This is a genomic window from Pelomonas lactea (assembly GCF_043555885.1).
Classification (GTDB): domain Bacteria; phylum Pseudomonadota; class Gammaproteobacteria; order Burkholderiales; family Burkholderiaceae_C; genus Pelomonas; species Pelomonas lactea.
On the sequence record NZ_JBIGHX010000008.1, the window covers coordinates 1 to 23899 of the forward strand.

Here is a 23899-nt window from a genome sequence, read left to right on the forward strand (position 1 = left end):
TGGCGATGCGCACGCCGTCGACGTAGATGCCGATCTGCGTGTTGGCCGCGAGGAAGCCCATGCCGCCGGCGTAGTCCAGGCTGAGGGTGTAGGTCGCGCCGGCAATGGTGTCGACGCTGCGCTCCACACCGTGGGTCTGGTAGGAGGTGCTGCGCCGGCCGTTCATCAGCGCCAGCCATTGGCCACCGTTGCCGGGCATGGCCTGGACGGTGAAGCTGTTGCCGCCGACGTTGGTCATGCGGTCGCCGGATGCCCAGATTTCGAACGCAGCGGTCTTGCCGGTGGTCGGGGTCTGGAGGGTCCAGCCTTCCAGCACGCGGCCGGTGAGGACCGTGGCGGTCGTCGCCGTGTTGGCCGGCGTCTCCCAGCTGGTGGCCAGCAGCTCGCGGCTGACGGCGACGTCGCGCGGGCTCAGCACCAGCGTGGGCGCGTCGGCCACAGCGACGAACTGGGCCGTCACCACCTGGCTGGTGGTGGCATACGCGCCGGTGGCACCTTCGAGGGCGGTGGCCTGCAGTTGCAGGGCCACGCTGCCGTTGAAGTCACGCGGCGGCGTCAGCGTGAGGGCATCAAGCTGCCAGCCGGCGAGGTTGACGACGCGCTGCGTGGCCGTGGGCGTGAAGCTGTGGGTGCCGTCGGACAGCGTGAAGCCCTGACCATCAAGTACAGGCAGGCCGGTCAGCGTCAGCACCAGCGTCTCGGAGCCGTCGTTGTCGACGAGCCCGGCGACGATGGCGTGCAGCGCCAGCGCCACGTCCTCCACGCCGGCGACGGTGTTGCCGCCGGTGACGGTGAGGGTGGGCGCGTCGGCCACGGCCGCAATGTCGACAACCAGGCTGGCCGGCGCGCTGTAGAGCTCGCCGTCGAAGGCGCGGAAGCCGATGCGGGCGTAGTGCTCGCGGCGGTTGCCGTCGCCCGGCGTGGCATAGCCGGCGCCACCGGAGGCATTGGCCGCCGGCACGAAGCGCAGGCCGCGTGCGGCCAGGTCGGCTTCGGTAAAGCGCTCGCCAACCACGACTGCTGCCCAGCTGCCGTCGGGCTGCTGGCGTTGCAGCTGGCCGTCGGCGGGCAGGGCGGTGATCTCGATCTGCAGCGTGCCGGGTTGAGCGTCGGCGTCGCTGGCCGCGAACTGGCCCCAGGTGATGGGCAGCGCCTGGTCTTCCGTCCCCTGCACCTGGCCACCCGCCGCCGTGGGCGACAGGTTGCCGGACGGGGTGTCGGACAGCATGCGCACGTCGCGCACGGTGATGTGGCTGTCGGCCGCGGCGAAGCCGAGCAGGTCGAAGCTGAGCAGCGCAGACTTGCCGGCCAGCTCGGGCGCCAGCGTGACCAAGTAGGTGACGCTGCCGTCGGCGTTGACCTGCTTGCGCACGCTGGACGCCAGGCGCTCGACGGCCGGTTGGCCGTTGCGCGCGGTCTGGCGGTTCAGCAGCGCGTCGGAACCGGCCAGGTCTGCGCGCCCGGCCAGTGCCAGCCCGGAGTCGGCATCCAGCAGCGCGACCTCGAAGGCGTCGCCGGGGCCGCCGGCATTGGCCTGCAGGCCGGGACCGGCGATGGTGAAGCTGAGGACCCTGTCGCTGGCGCCGATGGCAAAGCCTTGCAGCAGGCGCGCCTGGCGGCCACCGGTCTCGCCCAGCGTGGCGCCGTCGGCCGAGAAGCTGACGTCGCCCTGCGTTGTCCAGCCGGCGCCGTTGGGCGTGCCGGACTGGCTGAAGCTGCCGTTGAGCAGGCTGGTGTTCACCGCGGTGGCGAACTGCGGCGCAGGCGTAACGTCGCCTGTGCTGCGGCGTGCCAGGCGGGCGCCGGACGCGCTGCGAGTACCGCTGGGCAAGCCCGGCAGGTTCGGTGACGACGGCACGAACGGCCCGTCCGTGTTGCCATCACGCTCTGCCTTCAACTCCGCAATGCGCTCTGCCATCCAGCCAAGCTCGGCCTCAGTTGGCAGGCGGCGCACGCCAGGTTGCAGCGTTGCCGCCATGAAGTCCGCCGAATCGCCGCTGTGCTCCAGCCCCAGCACATGGCCGTACTCGTGCAGCAGCACCGAGAGCAGGTCCATCTTGCCGTCGGCGGCGCTGCCGGCCTTGGCTCGCCAAATGGTCCTATCGGCCGTGGGGAGGAAGTCGTCGGTGTTGTCGAGGGGGGTGGGGGCGAGGTACCAGCCGTGGCCGGCTGCCGTCGAATTCAGCGCGATTGAGTAGGCAGCGCCATTGAAATCTGTTTGTCCAAGTATTTGAGACGAAAGACGTTCAAGAGAAACCTTGATCGCCCCAGCCTTGCCGTTCGCAGGAATAAATTGGGGATCCGGGCAGACGGCTGCGCCCCCATTCGCGCCATCTTCCCCAAAGGTGCGCAAATCCATCTTGATGGCGTATTGAGTTTGACCAATGCGAGCGCGGAAAGTCGCTAGGTCAGCACCTAAGTAGCCCGGCTCCGGATAATAAGCAAAGGTGTTGTTTCCATCGATTTCAATTCGCTGCAGTGTCCCATGCGCGGGTAAGGTGACGACCTCAACAGGGACGCTTTGACGATCCACGGATACGTTATTCCTTTCCTTTAAATATTCCAACAACTCAAAGGCGGGTGAAATTACGTGCTCTGCCGAGCCCGGCTCCATGTGATCAGTGAACTCTTTGCAAACAATGAGCGTGCCTGAGGTCAAGTCACCTTTCCGCCTAGGTGTCGAATTCTCATTCCGGGAGTCTTTGCTAACGGCGCTGAAGTAAGAAGGTGCTGGGTCCACAGGACCCCCGAAAAATCCAAAGGCATCCAACATATTCGATCCTGCAAAAATGTTTCCGTCATTGATCTCGGACAGCAACTCCACCAATGATGAGCCACTTGGCTCGGTCGATACAGCGCTGGGAGCCGCCTCTTCTGAGTTTGCAAACAGATGCGAGGTGCCACCGGCACCAATAGCAACCAGAGAAGGCACACGCAAATAGACGTGGAAGTGGTCGACGTTGTCCAGACCCGAAGGTATGCCTAGCTTTTCAAAAATCGCATGTATGTTTTCGTAACGATTTTGCGGGACAACCGTTTCAACGTTTTTTCCGTTTTTTTCTTCTTTCTTCGTAATGTCAGGCTTGCCCACAATAACTCGGCTGACCAAGGCGGAATTGGTCGATCCATCGCCGAACAAAGCAGCGCGGACCATGTTTTTTCGAGCTGCATCCGACTCACTTGTTATTGATATATTCTCCCAACTGCCAGCCGATGCCGCAGGATCGCTGCGCACGCTGGCATATATCGACAAAACATTTCTAATGGCGGAAACCTGGTCATTCAAGCTGACGGCCGCTTTGGCTGGGGTGCTTCCTGAGGCGGGCGTTGCGGCCTGCACTAGCGCGGGGAGATTTGCAGAATATGAGACTGCATTCGCAATACTCCAATAAGTCGTTTGCAAGGATTTTATTTCATCCGTTAGCGAATCGACCGTATCTTGATACTCCTTGCTAATGTGATTTCTTAGGCCGACATCCATTGCCATGCCGACATCGTGAGAATAATGTCCTGCCTGTTTGGTCGTGTTGCCAACGGTTTTCGTATGCGGTGGCGTAGCAAAATAATTCGCATCGGTCGCGCCGTTGAAAAGAATCTTCTTTTCCGTGCGCAGTGTTGGAGCTGCTTCATTTTGAAGCATCAATAGATCGCGCATCCAACTAGTGCCATAGACCTCTACATTTTCGTCATATGCCTTGAGCTGTGTATTCTCCCAGCGCTTGAGTGTTGCACTATTGACCTTATAAGGTTCAAAAATATGAACCCAATGTGGTGCGTTGTATGCATTCAACCAGGACAAGGACTTCTGCAGCTGATCGCCCGAAGCCTCCAGCATTCCGTCGGCACCTTGGCTTGACGTGCTGAACCGGGTGGAGGCTCGTGCATCAGCAATCGCTTTTTCTTTTGCAGCCTTCTCGGCCTGATTACGTGCCCGCTCCTTTGCGAGCTCTATGACTCGGGCTTCCTCAATCTCTTGCTCTGCCTTGTTAGCCATCGGTGTCTTTGATGGCTTGACCGCCACCTCATATTCAGGCGCGCCGTTCTGAGTTGTCGCCTCCGTTCCCTTCAGCGCTCCTAACGCGGTATATGAGGCCTTTGCTGTAACTGTGGCAATAGCGTATTTGCTATCGACCACGGTAGTTGTTACCTGAGCATTCGCAGAACCAACACCGATGCCATAGCGAACCACCTTCTCGAAAAGCTTGAGCGCCCGCTCTTCCTTGTCTCCGAAGGTCCCATCTACATCAAATGATTGCGGGGTGTTGTTGGAGGCGCTGGCTTGATATCCAAATGCTGGATATCCGAGATACATCAAACGTTGCTCAACTCTAAATACATCCAGGGGGTCATTTTCCTTGCGGCCTGACCGAACCTCGCCAAGCAGTGTAAAGGGCGAATAGCCAGGATTATCCAATGGGCGATCCCCAAACAAGGCAGCGGAACGCCTGTCGTAATCCAGGGCCACGATCCCCAGCTTCACCTTCCCCTCATATCCTGTGGGGCTGATCGGATAGTCACCAAATTCGCCGACGTTCCCATTGAGCTTGTAGGAAAGCTCAATATTCATCCATTTGCCGCCTGGCGACTCGCTGGAGTGCAGACGCTCCAAATCACTTTTGAGGCCATCTGTGGTGATCTTGGGGGCGACGTAGAACCTTCCCGTGTCGGAGAAATTTGCCTTTACTTCGGTTTTTCCATGGATTTCTCTGGAGTAGGGATTTTTCCCATCCTTCACCAAACTAAATTGGCTATTGTTTTCATCAAATTTATTGATTTCCGTGTTGGTAAATCCAATATCGAGGTTGTCTATCAGTATTTGGATCTTGTCTTTGTTGGCAGCAATTTCCGCAGCTTCTTCAGCCGTTAATTTCTCGCTGGGCATCGCAAGTCCCAGTAGCGCGTGCGCCACCAGACGCTTTGTATCTATCTCCAACACATCGCCTATATTTCCAAGCACGCGAATTTCAACGGGATCGTCGTCAAAGGACGTTCCTGCTGGCGCGAACCCGTCGCCGGCGATCAGTTGCTCGGCGCCCTGGGGCAGCTTGATGTGCTTTTTGAGCCTGTCATGCTCCGGTTGGGCATTGGCCGCCTCAATAAGCTGCTTGATGTTCCAAGCCCCGCTTTGATGCGGCAACTGCTTTGACCATTGGTCGCGCGCACTGAACCCGCCGTTGAGTTGCCCCAGCAGCACCTTGTGATCGGGTGACAGGCTGAGGTTCTGGATGCCATAGCCGTCCAGCGGCAAGGTGGCGCCCAAGTATTTGGGCTCGCCCTTGAGCCCGAACGGGTCCTTGACGATGCCCAACTTCCCACCCACGGCGACCTTCTTGGCGTCGACGCTGCCGCCCACCGCAAGAGGGAAACCTTTGGGCGTGAAGACGAAGTTCGGCACTGCAAACTGCGCCATGTAGAGCGGATCTCGGAAGTTGTAGTTGTCGTCCGCCACGACGGCGTATTCCTCGCCATCGAGTTCCACCAGCACGGCGCTTTGTGCGCGCTGGATGTCGAGCCGGTCGATGAGAGTGTCCTGGTCGGACTGGAACATCCGTACGGCGTTGAGGCTGGCGCTCATCAGCTTGCCCGTCTCGTCGTCTCGCTTGATGGTGAGCGTGCCCAGGCCGCGGTCGTAGTCCATCACGTTGTCCACCAGGAAGCGGTCTGAGTCCCGGGTCGGCGTAATGACCTGCGGCGCCTTGCCTGAGATGCCGTCGTTGGGCAGCGTGGCGATGATCGGCGCATCGATCTTGCCGGTGCGCAGATTCAGCGTGTCGAGGTCGAAGACGAGGACATTGCCCCGCTTGTTGCGATCAGGCATGCCGACTGTGTTGGCTTGGGTGGGCGCCGCTACAACCAGGGTGCGGCCGTCGGGGCCGATGGCCATGCCGGAGACGCCGAACGGGCTGCCGCTGAGTACGCTGCTGCCGATGTTGAACGTGATGGGCCTGCCGTACTGCTCGCTGTCCGGCGACGTGTTGATCGCCAGCAGGCGGTAGTTGCCTGGTGCGCCGCCGGCCGCACCGAAGCGGTTGCCTTCCCCGACGATGAGAAGGTCACCCACCGACGCCAGACTGGAAATATTCGTGGCATCGGCGGTGCTGACTGAGTACCCGTCCATGCGCCAGCGGTCGAGCACCTTGTAGGTCACCGTGTCGATGACCCAGATGACGCCCTTGCCGGCGACAAAGACGGTCGTGTTGTCGCTGCTGTAGACGATGGGCTGAACCTTGCCGCCGGTCAGGTACTGCTCGAGGTTGAATGACTCGAGGTGGTCAAGCAGCGTGGTGGTGCCCAGGTTCTCCCTGATGCCCTGGGTCTCCCGCACGAACTCGATGCCCGTGCGCGTGAGCACAGCGGCCATGTTGGCGATGGGTTCGAGCTGGCCGGTATTGCCCAGGACCTCAATGGGGTCGCCGTAGACAAGGCGTCCATGAGCGTCAACATCGACCATCGGCACCTGGCGCACAAGCTGCCAGCGGATCTTGCCCAGGGGGGCCTTGGTGAGAGCCTGCGTGAGGGCGGTGATCCCTGACTTGCCCTGGCTGGTGTTGACGATGTCCGGCGCCGTGATGCTGACCGTCATGCTCGTTGCTGAACCGGAACTGGCGCGGTACTGCACCCAATCCCCGCTGGGCAAGATGGCGCGAACCACGAGTTCCGAGGGGAAGCTGCTGCTCGAAGCGGGGGGACTCGTCGTCAACGTGACTTGGCCCTGACCATCCTGACTGAGAGTGACGATGGCAGGCGCTGCGACCTTGCCGTATGGCGTCTGCACCTCGGGTGCCGGTGCCAAGCTCATCACGGTCTTGGTGCGGCCCGCCACGGTGACCTGTTCGAACTTGACGTCGCGGAACTGCGGCACGCCAAAGTGGTATTCCAACGCCGAGGCTTGCCGTGCTCTCGCGGCGACGATCATGATCATGTCGATGGTCACCATCTCGGCCATCAACCCATAGCCAAACGTCATGCCGGCCATGCTCATCAGAATGTTGCCCGCGTCGGGCACCGCTTCGAAGGCACTGGCGGGAATGCCCGGCAGCTTCTTGCAGACCAGGTACTCGCCGGAACTGTCCAGCGTGGGATACGGCGGGCTGGCGGTGCGGATGACGCCATCGGCACCGATAAAGCCGTTGTCAACCACCCACCAGGTGTCGGCCATCCCCGTCGGCGTCTGCACCTGGCCCTTGCGCAGGATCAGCACTTCTTCGCCGGCGGTGTAGTCCGGACTACCTTGCATCGGCACCGCCATCTGCAACGCCGCGTTGGTGATCTGGCTGCCGATGTCGAGCCGGAAGGCGGCGACGGCCTGCAGCGTTTCCGGCGCGGGCAGGGGCAATCCCAGCGTCTGCGCGATCGTCGCGACATCGATACGCTCGATCTTGACCGCCGCGTCCTCCTTGAGGGCGCCCGCGCCGATGAGCACCGTTTCCCCAGTGGGCGCTGCCACGATGCCGCCTTGGGCCGCCTGCACGGCGATCCCCGCGGACGCGGCGATCTGGGCAGCCTGCACATTGACCCACATGTCCTGCTGGCCGACGACCTGCCAGATCACGTGGCCATCCCGGTCATGGCTGCTCGCGAGGTGGATGACGCTGACGATGACACGCCCGTTGGTGCGGGCCGTGATCAGGCCATCGGCGCTGACGGTGGCGACACTGTCGTCGCTGGACACATAGCGCGTGCCGGTTGCCGCATGCACATCCCGGGTCTCGCCCGTGTCCACATCCGCCACCTTGACCTTGAGCTGGCGGGTGCCGCCCAGCGCCAGGCTGATGGTGCCGGGGTAGACGTCCGGTTCGACGATCAGTGGCTCGGCTTCTCCCCCTTGATCTTCGCCGTCTTCATCGAACACCGGGTTCACTGACTGGGCGACGTTGATCACCGCCACAGCCCGCACCACACGCCCGTCAATGTCACGCCGCTCCACCTGCACCAGCGCCGGCCCGGCCTGGCGGGCCATCACGCGGTCGTGGGCGTCGTCGATGTCGACGGCATTGCCCATGACCGAGCCTTGCGGCGCCAGGTCGAGGGCGCTGAGCTTGAGGTAGCGGGCATCGGTGATCGCCACACCCTTCTCATCCTCGAAGTCTGCACTGACCTGCACGGCCAGGCCCTGGCCGGTCAGCATCGAACCCATCGGCCGCAGATGCAGGGCCACGAGCTTCGAACCGCTGACGTTGAAGTTCAGCGTGATGGGGCGGCTCGCCCCGTAGCCGTCGTCGGCCTGCAGCGTGATGGAGCCCAGGCCGGCGTAGCCGGCGTCGGGTTGGAACTCGATGCTGTGGCCGTCGGCGCTCAGGCGCGCCTGGCCGTGCTGGCTGCCGAGAACGCGCCAGAACAGGCGGTCACCCTCCATGTCCAGCGCGGCGGCGTCCAGGCTCAGCGTCTTGCCGAGGTCCACGTGGGTCAGCACCGGCGTGGTGCTGCTCACGTCGACGGGCGCAAGGTTGGCGCGCCAGCCGTAGTTGGCATAGAGCGCCTGGCGGTCGGTGTCATCGGCGGCGCCGTCACCGTTGATGTCCACGCCCGCGGTGGCGAAGGCGGCGGAATCCGTACCGTCGACCTTGCCGTCGCGGTTCAGGTCGCCGGCGATGGTGACCTTGATGCCGGCAGTGCCCGCCCCGGTGAGGCTCAACAGCTTCAGGCCGGACTCGGTCACGCGGATCAGCGTCACGGTCTTGCCGCTCTGGCTGGCCTGGCCCAGCACCGTTGCACCTTCCACGGCCAGCGTGGTGCCGGCCGTGGTTTCGACGGTGACGATGAGCGCGCCTGCCGCGCCCGGTGTCTTGACGGTGCTGGCAAGTTCGCTGTCGCGCACGACAAAGCTGAAGCGAGCGGTGGAGCCCGCCGTCAGGTTGCCGGTCCAGGTGTTGGTGGTCGTGGAGGCGCTGGCCATCCAGCCGGCAGCCGTGCCCAATTGCGCGGTGATGGGTTCGCTGATCACCGAACCATCGGCGTGGTAGCCGATGTTCTGGTTCAGGTCCGTCGCGCCAAACAGGCTGCGCGCCAGTGCCAGGCGGCCTTGCGCGTCATAGCGGTAGACCAGTGCGGCATCGCTGCCGCCAGCCTCGCGGCCGACGATGCGCTCGATGCGGCCTTGCGTGTCGCGCTCGAAGCTGACGCGGTTGGTCGGGTCGCTGCTGCCGGCCAGGGCCACGCCCGCGTCGGACACCAGCCATTGCTGGCCGTCGGCGAATCGAACGCCCTGCACGCGGCCTTGGGCATCGAGGCGGTAGCGGGTGCCATCCGGACCGGTCAACTCGTAGCCGCTGGGCTGCCAGGGCAGGCCTGTGCTGCGGTCGAGCAGGCGTTGGCCCTGGGCCTGCAGGGCCACGGACGTGGTCGGGTCGGCGTCCAGCGCGGTCAACGTCCACCCTGGGGTGTTGCCGGTGAAGATCGGGCGCAACACCTTGGGCGCGGTTGCGTCTGTGGACAGTGGCTGGCTTGCCGTGCTCAGGCTGAAGCTGAGGTAGGCGGTGGCCGCGTTGGCCGTGGCCAGGCTGGCTGGCATCTGCAGCCAGACGCGCGCGCCGAGCAGCCAGGCGGCCGAGCCGCCCAGGCTGTCGCCACCCGCCTGGTCATGGGTCAGGCGGGTGTCCAGCAGCGGGAGGGTCCAGTTGCCGAGGTCCCCGTGGCCGTTGACGTCAAGGCTTCGGGTCAGCGCCAGGTCGTGGTTGCCGAGGTGGAAGACCGCGTCGGTGGCTTGCGCCTGCACGAGCTGCTTGTTCGCCGAATCGACCAGCACGCGGGTGGTGATCTCGGTGGTGCGGCCGGTCAGGTCCCAGCCGCGCAGGCGCAGCAGGTAAACGCCGTTCGCCCAGCGCGACGGGTCCAGCGAGGCCAAGGTCACGTTGGCGTTGAGCGCTGCGCCGGCCAGGTCGGCCTGCGTCAGCGTGCGCCAGGCGGACTCATCCACCCGGTCGCCGTTGGACGGTGCGGCCTCGAGCACGTAGCCCATCAGCTGCAGGTCGGCGATGTGTGCGGACAGCGACGTGGTGCTGCCGATCACCGTGGGCGCCAGGCTGCCGGTGTCCAGTGCGCCGCTGAAGCTCAGCTGGGGCGCCGCGGTGTCCAGCGGGTCGCGCACGCGCACGGTCTGCGTGGTGGTGGACGAGAAGCCGTCGGCGTCGACAGCAGTCACCTGCAGCTCGACGAGGCCAGGCTGCGTGGGCGTGATGCGCACGCGACCCAGGCCGTCCAGCGTGACGGGTACCCAGTCGGCCTGGCCGAGGCCCGCACCGCGGACCTGCACATCCAGGCGGGCGACCGGGCTGAAGGCGTCAGCTCGCACGGTGGCAAGCACCACCTGGCCCGGCAGTACCGGGGTGCTGGGCGTCAGGTTGACGAGCAGCCTGGGCGCGTTCGCGGCCACCTCGGCAACGACGCGCAGCACGAAGCTGCCGGTCATCGTGTTCTTGCCGTCGCTCACTGTGGCAAGCACGGTGAAGTCGCCCACCTGGCCCGGGCCCGGGGTCCAGTTCAGGCGGCCATTGGCCGCGTCGTAGGCCGCGCCTTCGGGCAGCCCCTGGAAGGTGACAGCCAGTGCCGCGGTCTGTGCGCCGCCGTCGGCATCGGACACGCGCAGCGCGCCGGCAGGGCTGGTGGCGCCCTTGACGACCGGCAGCGAGAACGCCTGGCCCACCAGCAGCGCATGACTGGCGGTGCTGATCTCCGGCGGGCGGTTGGTGTCGAACACGCGCACCTGCACCGAACGGTTCACCGTGGCCTGGCCGTCGGTGGCGGTGAAGTTGAACGTGAAGGCGCGGGTGCCGGTGGTCGCGTTGTCGACGACGTCAGCGCCCGGCGTCCACTCGAAGTAGCCGGTGGTGGGGTCGAAATTGACGCCGCTGGGTGTGTTGGCGTCGTAGACCAGCGCGTAGCGGATCGCGTCGTTGTCACCGTCGTAGGCGCGGACGTTGAAGTTCAGCGTCTGGCCTTCGGGCACCAGCTGCAGCGGCAGCGGCAGCAGCAGCGGCGCCTGGTTGACGTTGGCAACGACGATCTCGAGGTCGCGCGAGAAGCTCGCGCTGCCGTCGCTGGCCTTGAGCTTGAGCAGGTAGTGGCCCGGAGCCACGCCATTCTGGTTGTCACTTTGCGCAGCGAAGAGGCCAGGTGTCCAGCGCAGTTGCAGGCGCGTCTGGCCGCCGCTGCCTTGGGCTGGCGTGAGCTGCATGCCCGCGGGCAGGCCTTCCACGGTCCAGTCCAGCAGGTCGAGGTCGGCGTCGATGCCGGCCAGGTCCAGCGTCAGCGGAGCGCCTTCGTCGACATTGACGACGGTGCGGTTGCCGGCGAGCGGGTCGCCCTGGATCGCGCCGCCCGTCGCGGCCACCGCGAACAGCGTCGGCGCGGCATTGCTGGCGCGCACGACGATGCGCAAATCCTTGACAGACACGTTGGGGACCGGTGGGTGGTCCGGATCCACGACGTAGCCGGCATCGGCGGGCGGCAGGCCGGCGTCGGTCACGGCCAGGCTGATGTCGAAGTTGCCTGTCGTGCCAACTGGTGGTGTCCACACCAGCGTGGCGTGCCCGTAGCGCGGGTCGCTCTCGATGCGGGCGCCGGCGGGCAGGTTGGTGGCGGCGTAGCTCAGGGCATCCTGGTCCAGGTCGGACACGAGGATGGGCAGGCGCAGTTCCGCGCCTGCCACGGCCACGACACGGCTGGGCAGCGTGATGACCGGGGCCTCGCTGGGGCTGCGCACGCTGACCACGAAGCTCTTGCCAGCAGCCAGTGCCTGGTTCTCGTCGCCATCACCATCGTCCTGCGCCACCACCGTGATGGTGTAGTCGCCACGCTGGTTGGCGCCGGGTGCGAAGCGGATCACGCCGGTCAGCTTGCCGGCCTGGTTCAGGGTCTGCGTATAGGTTGCGAATGAGGGCAGGCCCTGGAAGGTCAGCAGCAGCGGATTGCCATCGGGGTCGACGGCCTCGACCGGGATCTCCAGCACCGCGCCACGGTCGACGAAGGCGTTGGTGATGTCCCTGAACTCGGGCGAGCGGTTGGCGTTGGCCACGACGATGGGCAACGTCACCTGGCTGGTCTTCGGCTGGCCGGTACCGTTGCCGTCGTCGGTGGCGGTGACGGTCACGTAGTAGGTGCCGGCCTGCGCGTAGCCGGGCGTCCACAGGATTTCGAGCGTGTCGGCGTCGAAGGTTGCACCAGCAGGCAGTCCGCTCACCGAGTAGCTGACGGTGGCGGTGCCACTGCCGTCGAGCGCAGGGCTGCCCGGATTCAGGCGGATCTTGGGCTCGAAGCTCGGGTTGTCGGGGTCGAACGCGAACACGCTGATGCGCAGCGGCTGGCCTTCCATGACGCCCCAGGTTTGCACCGGGTCGAAGATGGGCGCGCCATTGGCGTTGGCGATGTCGAGCCTGAGGTCACGCTTGACCGAGGTGCTGGTGGTGGTGCCGTCGGGCGCGGTGAAGATGGCCGTCAGCGTGAGCGGGAGCGTCAACTGGCCCGCCTGGGCGTAGCCGGGCGCCCATGCGAACCAGCCGGTGTCGCTGTCCAGCGTGGCGCCGCCGGGCAGCCAGGCGGCATCCCATTGCAACCTGACGCTGCTGCCGTCGGGCTGCTGCAGGCCGCCCGGCACGCTGCCGGGCAGCTGCAGGCCGAAGCGATCACCTTCTCGCAGCGACTGGGTGGCCAGTGCCGGGAAGACCGGCGCCGGCCAGCCCTGCTCGACCGTGATGTTGAAGCGGTACTGCACCTCGTGCTTGCCATCGCTGGCGACGACGGTGACGTTGCGATAGGTGCCGGCCTGGTCGTACCCAGGCGTCCAGCTCAGCACGCCGCTGGCGGCGTCATAGAAGGCGCCGGCGGGCAGGTTGCGCAGCAGCACGGTGACGTTGTCACCGTCCGGGTCGCTGGCCAGCAGCGGCAGCTTCAAGCTCTGGCCCTCGACCAGCGTCATGTCGCCAAGCGACGCGATGACCGGCACATGGTTGGCGCCGGCCACCTGCAGCATGAAGCGTCGCAGCGCGACGCCGCCGCGACTGTCGATGACGCGCACCAGCACCTCGTTGTCCGCGCGATCGGTCGCCGTTGGCGTCCATTGCAGTTTGGCCTGGTTGCCGTAGCCGGTGGCACCGCTCTCGACGAGGGCATCCTGCGCGATCGTCATGCCGGCGGGCCCGCTGACGATCTCCCAGTAGAACAGCGTGCCGTCGGTATCCAGCGCGGACACACCGGTCGACCAGCTCTGGCCTGCCAGGGCCGGCGGCAGCGCGCTGGCCGTGACGTCCAAGCTGCCGTCGTCCCGGAGCAAGCCCAGCTGCGGTGGCGTGTTGTCATAGGGCACGGCGTACACGCCATGGCCCAGGTTGAACTTGACCAGTTGACCCGAGCCCGGCGACGTGCCGAAGCTGGACGCCGGGCGCACCTTCACCGTCTGGCGCGACAGCGTCTCACCGGTCTTCAACGGCTTGCCGCTCAGTGCCGGCGTCAGGTCCAGCACCCACAGGTCGGCCTGCGCGCCGTCGCCCACGGCAGCGCCAACGATGTTGCTTCCGAAATAGCGCCCCGGGTCCAGCAACAACATCAGCGGACCCTTGAGGTCGACGACGCCGATGTTCGTCAGGGCAACGTCGTAGCTGATCGTGCCCGTCAGGCGGTCGGCGCGCGTGTCGATGAACTCGATGCGCACGAGGTTGGAGATGTCGGTGACGGCCGTGAACACGAGATCCCAGTCGTCGCCCAGCTCGACCTGCTGCGCGCTGCGCAGGCCACCGTCCACCTCCAGGCGCCAACCGCCCGCAGGCAGGTTGGGCAGCGTCAGGATGGCGCTCTTGCTGGCCACGTCCCAGCGCACGCTCTCGGGCTGCAGCGTCAGGTTGACGTTGGCGCCGGTCGCGATGAGGCGGTAGTTGGCCGGGTTCAGCACCGAGGACGGACCGGTGGTGTCGGCGCCGTCGGCGCCGGTCCACATGGCCTGGTCGAAGCTGATGGCGAGTTGCGTCAGCGGCAGCGGCACGAGCGCGCCCTCGCCGATGCTGGATGCGACGACCTTGGGCGCCTTGACGGGCGCGAGTTCGTCGATGCGGGTGGTCTGCGCGATGAGGATGCGGCCGTCGGCGGTCGCGACGATGCTCTCGCCGCGCGTGCCGCCGTCGGCGAGCTTGAGCGCACGGCGGCTGCTGAGCTCGATGGCCCAGACGGCGCCCTTGTGCGCGGCCGTGCTGCTGCCGTCGGCGGCCGTCGGCCGCTGCGGCGTGTTGCTGCTGGCCAGCAGCAGGCCCGCGAGGCCCGTGCCGGCCCTGCCGAAGGTGATGCTGTCGACCAGGCCGGCCAGGCGGTACTCCAGCTCGGCGCGGCCCTTGGTGGCGCCGCTCATGGGGAAGCTGACGATGTCGGTCGTCGCCTCGGGCAGCGCGCCGCGCACGTCGCTGCCGGTCCAGCGCACCGCCCACAGGCGGCCGTCCGGGCCGAAGGCGAGGTCACCGACGCGGGTGTTGCTGAAGTGGGTCCAGGCGCGGTTGGCTTCGGCCTTGGGGTCGAAGATCTCGACGCCGTTGCCGCTGGCCACATAGATGAGGCCGGTGCCGGGCTGGATGGCCAGCGCGTGCGTCAGCGGCTCGCCGGCCGGGGCGCGGGTGCGGCTGATGACGGCACCGCTGGCGGCATCGATCATCATCAGCTCAGCGCCGGTCATGACCCACAGGTTGCCGGCGGCGTCCAGCGCCATGTCGAGGATGGCGGCGGTGGTCGTGAACAGCGGCTGCACGGAGCGGCCGCCGTCCTTGCCGAAGCGGAACACCTCGTTGCGCTCGGTGCCGGCGCTGGCCAGCACGCTGCCGTCGGCCAGTTCGACCATGGCCAGCGCACCGATCTCGCCTTGGCTGGCGGCGAAGCCGCTGGCGAAGCCGCGCAACTGCAGTGGCGCGAGCACGGACTGCAGGTCGCTGCCCAGGCCGCCCAGCGCGGGCGTGATGACGAAGCCGGGCAGGCGCTGTGCGGCCTGTGCGAACAGGTCGCTGGCGGTGTAGTTGCGGTCGGGCGCGGCGGCCGGCAGTTCGGCGGTCTGGTCCAGCGTGTCGGTGACGCCCAGGCCCTGCTGGGCCTCGCTGCGGCTGCCGTCGTCGGGCAGCACGGCGTTGCTGACGCTGGCGGCCTCGCGGTTGCCGGCGTTGTCGGTGGCGACCGCCAGGAACTCGTAGCGGTGGCCGGCCTGGCCGGTGAACAGCGCGGTGCTTTCGGCGCCGGCCACCTGCTTCTGCCAGATTTTGAAGTCGCCGCCATCGGTGGCGACGTAGACCGTCACGTGCTTGACGCCCGAGGCGTCGTCGGCAGCCTTCCAACTGACCTTGTAGGTCGGTTGGCCGCTGGCGTTGTCGCCGCTGCTCGTGACCGTCACCGTGGTGACGGGCGCGTCGGCATCGAGCGTGTGGCTGATGGCGGTGCTGGCGATGGGCGGCGTGGCGTCGAAGAACACGCGGGCCGAGGCGGTGATGTTGGCACCGCTCTTGGCCAGCTCGCTGGCGCGGATGGTGTACGACACGAAGCCGCCGGCGGCGCGGCCGTTGGCGTCCGGCGGCAGCAGGCCACGCGACGGATCGTGCATCACTTCGCCGGTGTCGGGATCGATGGCCTGGATCAGCCAGGTCGCGACACGGGCGCCGGCGTCGATGCCGGCGCTGACACGCAGCACATAGCCTTTGGAGCCGGTGAAGTCGAAGTCGCCCTGGAAGACGGCCTGGCCGTCGGGGACGTGGATGTTGATGTCGCCGACCTTCAGGTCGCCCAGGCGCAGGCTGTAGGCGTCCAGATCGCTGTCGATGGGTGTCACCAGACGGATTTCCCCCACCGGGCCATTCGTCGTGTTGTTGAAGTTCAGTGTGTAGGGCAGCGCATAGTCGGCCGGCACATAGGTCGAGCCGTTGGCCGACGGCAGCACCTGCGGGCCGCGCACGCTGATGGCGGCGGCCGCGTTGGCCTGCGCCTGCGCGGCTTGTTGCAGGTAGCTGGTCAGGTTCAGCGCCTGCGGGCCGACGGGACGGAACTCGCCGTCCAGCACGCCGATGCTGCGCAGGTACTCCAGCTCCGCACGGTTGCCCGCGAAGACGTCAAAGCTGATGAAGTGCGTCGCCTGCGAGGCGTGCTGGTCGTAGTCGGCCGGGTTGGGTGCGACCGGCACGGGCACCTCGACAGAGCTGCCGTCCGACACGTCACGGACTTCGACAGACCCCACCGGCGCATGCGCAGCCTTGTCGTCGCCGGCATAGCGTGCGGTGTCGCCGTACCACTGCTGCACCTTGGCAAAGAAGCCCAGCAGGTCGGCCTGCGTGCGGTAGCTGTCGCCGGCCTTGCCCAGCAGGATGCCGGTGGCCAGCGTGGCGTTCAGGCTGAGCACGAGCGCGTCGCTGCGGATGGCGGGCGCCTGGCCCTCGGGGCGCAGCAGGCCTGCCGTCTCCAGCGCGCCCAGCCAGCCCTTCACCCACTGAGCCTCGTTGGCGGCCAGCACGGCCAGCGCGTTGGGCGCGGTCGCGTCCTTCAAGATGGCGGCGCGCAGCGCCTTGGCGTGCCGGGTCTGGTCGGCGATGAACTCGGCGCGGGTCAGCGTCGTGACGCTGGCCAGCGTGTCGAAGCGGAACGGCATGGCCACCGATTCCGTCTCGGTGATGTGGTCCTCGTCATGGGACAGGAACTTCTTTGTCAGGCCCTTGGAGATCTTGTCCAGCCCGCTGACGCCTTCGTCCAGGATGCCCGAAGCCTTCCAGTCCGGCCGGATGGCGTACAGCTTGTCGCGCAGGCCCTCGAAGTCCCAGGCCATCCACTCGGCCAGCCCCGGATAGGTCTGCACCTTGAACGTGGCGCCGGCAAAGCCGTTGGCGGTCAGGTCGAAGGCGTAGCCGGGCGCGAGGTTCCAGCCATTCGTGTTGGTCATGCCGTCCAGCGCGGCCCAGGGCACGTCGGCGCGCACGCCGGTGGTGGGCGTGGTGCCGTAGGACTGGGTATTGCCATTGCCCGCTTGAACGGCGCCGTCGGGCTTGCCCCCCACGTTGGTGCCGAACACGACGTACGGCAGGTTCAGGCCTTCCAGCACGTCCTTGCTGTTGCCCATGTCGCTGGCACCCACGTCGAAGCGAACGTAGGGCGTGTCGACGTTGGTGAGGCTTTGCAGGCTGACGCTGTAGGTCGCCGCCTCGCCGGGCTCGATGTTGCGCGGGCCGCCGATGCCGATGGCGGCATCCACCTCGATCATGCGCTCAACGAGGTAGCGGTAGGGCTCGACGACACGCGTGCCGTCGGGGTTGGTGACGATGACGTCGAACAGCCCCATCGGCACGTGGCGCAGGTCGAACACGGCGCGGATGCGGGTGGCGTCCAGCACCTGCCAGCGCTCGGGTTCGATCTCGAACTCTCCCGGGCGTGCCAGCTTGACCAGAGCGCCCGCCGCGAAGCGGGCGCCTTCAATGTCCATGGTGACCCAGCGATGGTCGTCGTCGCCGACGCCGCCCTGGTCAGGCGTGACCTTGGTGATGGACAGCGGCAGCAGATCGGCGCGCAGCGTGACCGGCACGGCGTCGGCTGCCTGCGTGGAAGCGCTCTCCGGGCGCGAGCGCACCAGGATGTAGTAGTCGCCCGCCTTGGTCGTCGGCACCAGCAGGGTCTGGTCGGGCGACACAGGGTTGCTGTAAGCGACGTCGAAGGCGCTGCCGGTGGGCACATCGTTCCAGCGAACGTAGACCTCGTTCGCACCGGCGGCGGCCGTGGAGTCGAGCAGTACGCGCAGCGTTTCGCCCGCGGCGACGCTGACTTTGTAGACCTGAGTCTGGCCGCTCGACAGCGTGGCGGCCAAGGATTGGCCCACCGTCAGCGTGGGGACCTCGACATGCAGCGCCGCGCCGGAGGCGATGCGGTTGTTGGCCTCGCCCGGCGGCAGATTCAGTCCCGTGTTCGTGTAGGTGATCTTGCCTTCGAAGACCTCGTTGTAGAGGTCGGGGCGCACGATCACGCGCCAGCTGCCGTCCTTGAGTGCGGGCAGCTTGGCTTTCAGCGTCGCGGTGTAGGTGCCATTCGCGCCCAGATCGCCCACGTGGGCCACCTTGCCGATCTGGATGTCGCTCAAGTCCCACGCAGCGTCGGCAGACAGGTACAGCGCATCCGTCCAGCGACCGTAGGCGGGGTTGATGGACTGGTTGGAGACGGTGAACGTGATCTCGATCTCGTCGCCTACCTTGGCGCTGCCAGGCACCACGACGTTGGTGACCACGAGGTCGGCTGGCGGAGGCGTCTCGATCCGCATGGGCTGCGCAGCCGCGGCGTTGTTGTTGTCGTCCTTGCCGAACTCCAGCACCTGGCCGGTGTCGCCACTGCCTGACACGCGGGCCGGGTCGGTGACAACGAACACGTAGTAGCTGCCCTCCAGGTCGCGCGGCGCGGTGTACGTCAGGCTGCCGCTGTAGCTGGCGCCGGCGGCGAGGCCGCCGCTGTGCTGCACATAGCCGAGGTAGCGGTCCTTGTTCAGATCCAGGAAGCGGTCCTTGGACAGGTAGACCATGTCGTACCAGCTGCCCTGGTCGTTCGGGGTCTTGCCGCCGAGGTTCTGCACGGTGTAGCTGACCGTGAAGTTCTGGCCGGCGATGACCGAGTCCTGCGCGGTGACGGCCGTGACCTGCAGGTCCGGTGGCGTGGCGAGCGTGATGGGGAGCAGGATCCTGGCGGTGTTGTTGCCCTCGTCCCTGAACTCAGGCACGCCGTTGGTGCCGCTTTCGCCGATGGTGGGCAGCCCGGCGCGGACGCTGCTGACCGCGTTGTTGTTGGCGATGCCCTGGAAGACGCCGGTGTCGGCCTTCACGATGAGGTTGAAGTCACCGCTGATCGACGTCGGCAGCGTGAAGGTGGCGGTCTGCGTGTAGCTCTCGCCGGGCTTCAGCGTGCGCCGCGGATTGGCGGCGTCAGTGGCCAGATTGACCTGGCTGGCATGCAGCATCACTTCGAGGCTGGAGCCGCGGTCCACCAGCGCGTAGTCGGTGGGATCCAGCGTGCCGTCGCGCGACAGATAGATACCGTCCATCCAGCCGGCAACGCGGGTCTCGCGGGTGCCACGGTTGGTGACGGTCCAGGTCGCGGTGATGGTCTCGCCCGACCCGGGGTTGGGCTTGTCGACGGTGATCGAGTCGATCTGCAGGTCGGGCTCGCGATAGATGATGCTCAGCGAGCCCTTGCCGAGGTTGTTGCCGGCATCGCTCTCGAAGGCCGACGTGACGTAGCCGACGTCCCGGGTGTAGGCATTGCGGTCCGAGTATTGGCTGTCGGGCTTCTGCCACTCGCTCTGCGCGGCGTAGTACCAGTCGTGCGAACCGAAGAACGGCGCGAGCTCGGACTCGTAGTGCCGGGCGTCGGTGATGACGTAGATGTAGTACTTGCCATCCGTGCCCGGCGGCAGCTTGACGACGGCACTGGCCGTGTAGCTCTGTCCCGCGCCGAGCGTCGTCGCGTTGCTGTGCACGACGGAGGCAAGTTGCGTGGCACGCGACGGAATGAAGGTGGGATCGGCGCTGATCCAGACGTTGTCTAGCCAGCCCTTGGTGCCGCTCCACACGGCCGCGCCGAAGTTCTGCACCGTCCAGGTGACCGTGCTCTCCTCGCCGGAGTAGTTGACGGGCAGCGTGGTGACGTTGGTGACGCGCAGGTCGGCCGGCGCGTTGGTGACGCTGGTCACCGCGCTGTTGATGTTGTTGGCCTCGTTGACCTCCGTCACGTCGTTGCGGCCGGTGTAGCTGTAGCCGGCATCGGTCTGCACGACCAGGTAGCCGCCACTGACCGACGGACCGAGGTTGACAGTCTGGCTGACGCTGTAGGTCTCGCCATTGCCCAGACCGCGCTGCTGCTTGAATTCGCCGAGCAGCCAATAGACCGTGGCCTTGGCAGGGTCGGGGTTGTCCATCAGCCAGACCTTGTCGGTCCAGCTGCCGTTGAACGCGTCGCCACGGTTCTTGACCGTGTAGTTGAAGGTGTAGCTGCCAGCGGCCTGTGCCGCGGCGGGCGCGCCCACGCCCGTGACCACCAGGTCAGGCGGCGTGATGCCCAGCACCGAGATGGCGCGGGCCTTGTAGTTGTTGTTGTCGGCCTGAGTCGGGTCGTCGGGGTTGATGTTGCTGGAAAGCGTGTCTTCCAGAATGGCGTCGTAGGTGTCGCTCCAGACGGTGACGTAGTACTGGCCCGTCTTCACGTCGTCCGGGAGCTGCACGTTGATCGAGCCCAGGTAGTCCTCGCCGACGGCGAGGTGGCCTGTGTGTGTGATCTGCCCGATCTTGATGTCGCCCTTGCCCGGATTGGGGCGGGACTTGTCGACGGTGAGCCAGACGGTATCGGTCCAGCTCTGCGTGGTGGCGGCATCGCCGCGCGTGACGGCCGAACCTTTGTTGGTGACCTTGTAGTCGACCTGGAAGCTGGCGCCGTGCACGGCCTGATCGGGCGCGACGACGTTGCTGGTCACGAGGTCGGCAAACGGAATGGCGTTGACGTGGATGCGCTGGGCGCGGGCGTTGTTCGCCTCGTTGGGATGCTCGTCGATGCGGTTGGCGCCGTCGGCGACCACGATGAGGTAGACATCGCCGCGGTAGCGGATGGGGATGTCCACGCCGTTGACGGTCGTGGTGTAGGGCTCGCCGCCTGGTGTGAGGGCCGAGCTACTGTCCACGCGGGCCAGCAGCAGGTCATCGGCGCTGACGATGCCGTCCAGCGACAGGTAGACGTAGTCTTGCCACCGGCCCGCCGTGGCCTCGGTGCCGACGTTGGCGACGGTGAACTTCAGGCCCGCGGAGGTGCCGGCAGTGACGTTGTCGGGCGCCTGGATGTCGGTGACGCGCAGGTCGGGCCGGTCGTTCAGGCTGATGGCGATGGCGTCCGTGTCGGTCGTCGCGTTGTTGTCGCGCGCAGGGCCGTACTCATAGACCTGCGGGTTGCCGCCGGTGCCGCCCAGGCTGTTGGTGATCACGCGCAGGCGGTAGCCGCCCTCGATCTTGCTCGGCAGGCGGACCTGCTCGGTGCGCGAGTAGCGCAGGCCAGCGTCCAGCCCACGGTCGTAGACGTAGGTGCCCAGCACGACGGTGGAGCCGTTCGGCGCGAGCAGCAGCACGGCGTCCTGCCATTGGCCGGCGGCGCGGGCGACGCCCTGGTTGAGAACGGTCCACGTGACGTCGATGAGCGCGCCTTCCTTGGCCGTGGCCTGGGTGTCCAGACCCTCGACGACCAGGTCTGGCGAGTCGCTCAGCGTGACCGGCACGGCCAGCGAGTGGCCCACGTTGTTGTTGCCGTAGACGAACTCGTAGACGCCGTTGTTGACGGCCGTCGACACGTTGAGGTACCAGTCGCCCGAGATGCCATCGGGCAGCCGCACATTGATGCTGCGGTTGTAGCTGTCCCCAACGGCCATCTGGCCGAGGTGGGCCGCGTTGCCCAGGTCAAAGCGCTGGCCGCTGCCGTCGGCATTGCGGCTGAGCCAGACACTGTCGGTCCAGCTCGTTGTGTTGGTGATGCCGATGCCGCGGTTGGCAACGCTCCACTGCACGGTCAGGTCACGGCCGCTGTAGGCAACGCTGGGCGTGCTGACCGACTCGACGCGCATATCCGCGTAGGCGACGGGCATCAAGTCGGTGGTGTGGCCCGCGCTCTTGACGTTGTTGGCTTCGCTGTCGCCTTCCCACACGGCGCCCGTGGCGTCGCTCTTCACAAAGACGGTGCCGCGGCGGCTGAAGGTCGGGCCGAAGCTGTAACTCAGGCTGCCGTCGTACCTCGCACCCGCGGCCAGGCCGCCGCTGTGCACGACGTTGCCCAGCACGATGTCGTCTCCGTCACCCAGCACGTCGTTCGTGCTGTAGATGATTCGGTCCGTCCAGGTCCCCGTGCGGCCAATGCCCGGCCCCGTGTTCTGGACGGTCCACTCCACCGTGATGCTGGCCGGGTCTGCGATGACCTGGGTGGGCGCGCTGACGCTGACGACGGTGAGGTCGGCGTAGGCGTCCTGTGCCACATCGATGGTCAGCGCTTGCTGGTTGTTGCCCTCGTTGGTCGACTCGTTGTTGGCGTTGCCCGCGTCGGTGACGACGATGAGACGCCACGAGCCCGACAGGTCGGCGGGCAGGGTGAAGGCCAGCGTGCCATCGCTGGACGCGCCGGCGCCAAGGCTGTCGATGACGCGCTCGCCCAGCAAGGTGTCACCGCCGTCGACATTGCCGTCGCGGGACAGGTAGACCTTCTCGCGTACGTTGGCCGCGGGCGCGTTGCCGAGGTTGCGCGTCTGCCAGTTCAGCGTGATGGCTTCGCCACCCTGCAGCACACCCGCGGTACCGAGGCTGCGCAGCGCCAGGTCGGGAGCGCTGACCGCGACGCTGGCTGTCGCGACGTTGTCCGCTTCGTTGGACTCGGTGACGTAGTTGCCGCGGTCTGCCACGACCTCCAGACGCCAGTTGCCGGGCGGCAGTGCCGGCACGCTCAGTTGCAGGTTCTGTGTCAGCGTGCCGCCCGCGGCCAGCGAGCGTGACGCCCAGGTCGTTGTCAGCACCTGGGTTGCTGCCACGCCCAGCGTATCGACCAGGCGGATTTCCTCGCCGAAGAAGCCGTTGACCGGGTCGTTGCCGCCGTTGCGCACCGTGTAGCTGAGCTGCACGGTCTGGCCCACGCGCCAATCGGAGGGCGCACTGAGGCCTTCGATCTGCAGATTGGGGCGGGGTTCGGCCTGTACCGTCGTGGGCTGCGCCGCAACGACGATGTTGTTGCCGCTGCGGTCCAGCTCATAGACCGCGCTGAAGGCATCGGTCTTGACGATGAAGTAGCGAGCGCCCGAGGCGTCGCGGGGCACGGTGAAATCCAAGCCGGCGGTGTAGCTGTCGCCCACGGCCAGCGCGCCGACGTGTGTCACCGACCCCAGCAGCGTGGACTGCGCCGTGAGAGTGGGCGTGCTGCTGAGGTAGACCTGGTCGACCCAGCGATTCACATCGGTGGCAATGGTGCCGCCGTTGCGGACGGACCACTCCACACGCGCGCCGCGGTTCGCATACAACTCGGCCGGCGTGCTGGTCAGTGCGGGCACGAGGTCGGCATAGGTCTGCGTGATCGTGATGGCATCGGAGATGCGGCGGTTGTCGGCGCGTGTGTCGGGCTCGCGCACGCTGGCGTTGGCGTCGGTGACGACCGCGATGCGGTAGCTGCCCTGGATGCGCGCCGGGATGCGGACGCTGACGCGGGCCGTGTAGCTGTCGCCCACAGCCAGCGCGGTGGTGTGCGTGAGCGCGCCCAGCAGCACGTCGTCGGCGTTGCCGATGACGCCGTCGCTGCTCAGGAGGATGCGATCCACCCAGGGCGCGTTCGCGGCAGCCGCACCTCGATTGGCGACGGTCCAGCTCACGTCCACGGTATCGCCCGAAGGTGCCGTGGCCGGTACGACGAGGCCGCTGACCGACAAGTCGGCGTACAGGCGCAGCGTCGCCTCAAAGCTGCCGGTCCCGGCGTTGTTGTTCTCGGCGTCGCCGGCAGCGTTGGTCTCGAACAGGATGCCGGCGCCATTGGCGGCGCTGTCGGCGGTGATGCTGATGTCGAAGGACCCGGCGCCCAGTGCACCGTCGGGCAGATCGAACTGCAGGCTGCGCGCACGCGACTCGCCTGGCGCCAGCGGCAGGCCGGCATTGCCGGCGAATGCGACCAGCGTGTTCAGCACGACAGCGCCAGCACTGCCGTCGGCGTTGCGCTGGCGGATGATGACGCGGTCCTGGTAGGTCACCGGCGTCGGCACGCTGCCTTGGTTGATGTCCTCCCACAGCAGCGTCACGCGGTCGCCGGACTGCAGGCCGGCGGCCTGCTGCAGATGGACATTGCGAACGGCCAGGTCGGGGCCGACCTCCAGCGTTTGCTGGGCGGTGTTGTCGTTCTCCAGCGAACCGCTGGCGTCGTACTCGGG

1 protein-coding gene (cut by a window edge) is annotated in these 23899 nt (G+C 66.4%); it reads right to left on the bottom strand.

Annotated elements, in window-relative coordinates; translation table 11 throughout:
- On the bottom strand, nt 1–23899 hold part of the coding region annotated (locus tag ACG04Q_RS19730) for a CARDB domain-containing protein (RefSeq protein ID WP_394513012.1) (this coding region is incomplete at its 3' end). The annotated region continues 7953 nt past the right edge of the window; 23899 of 31852 annotated nt are visible.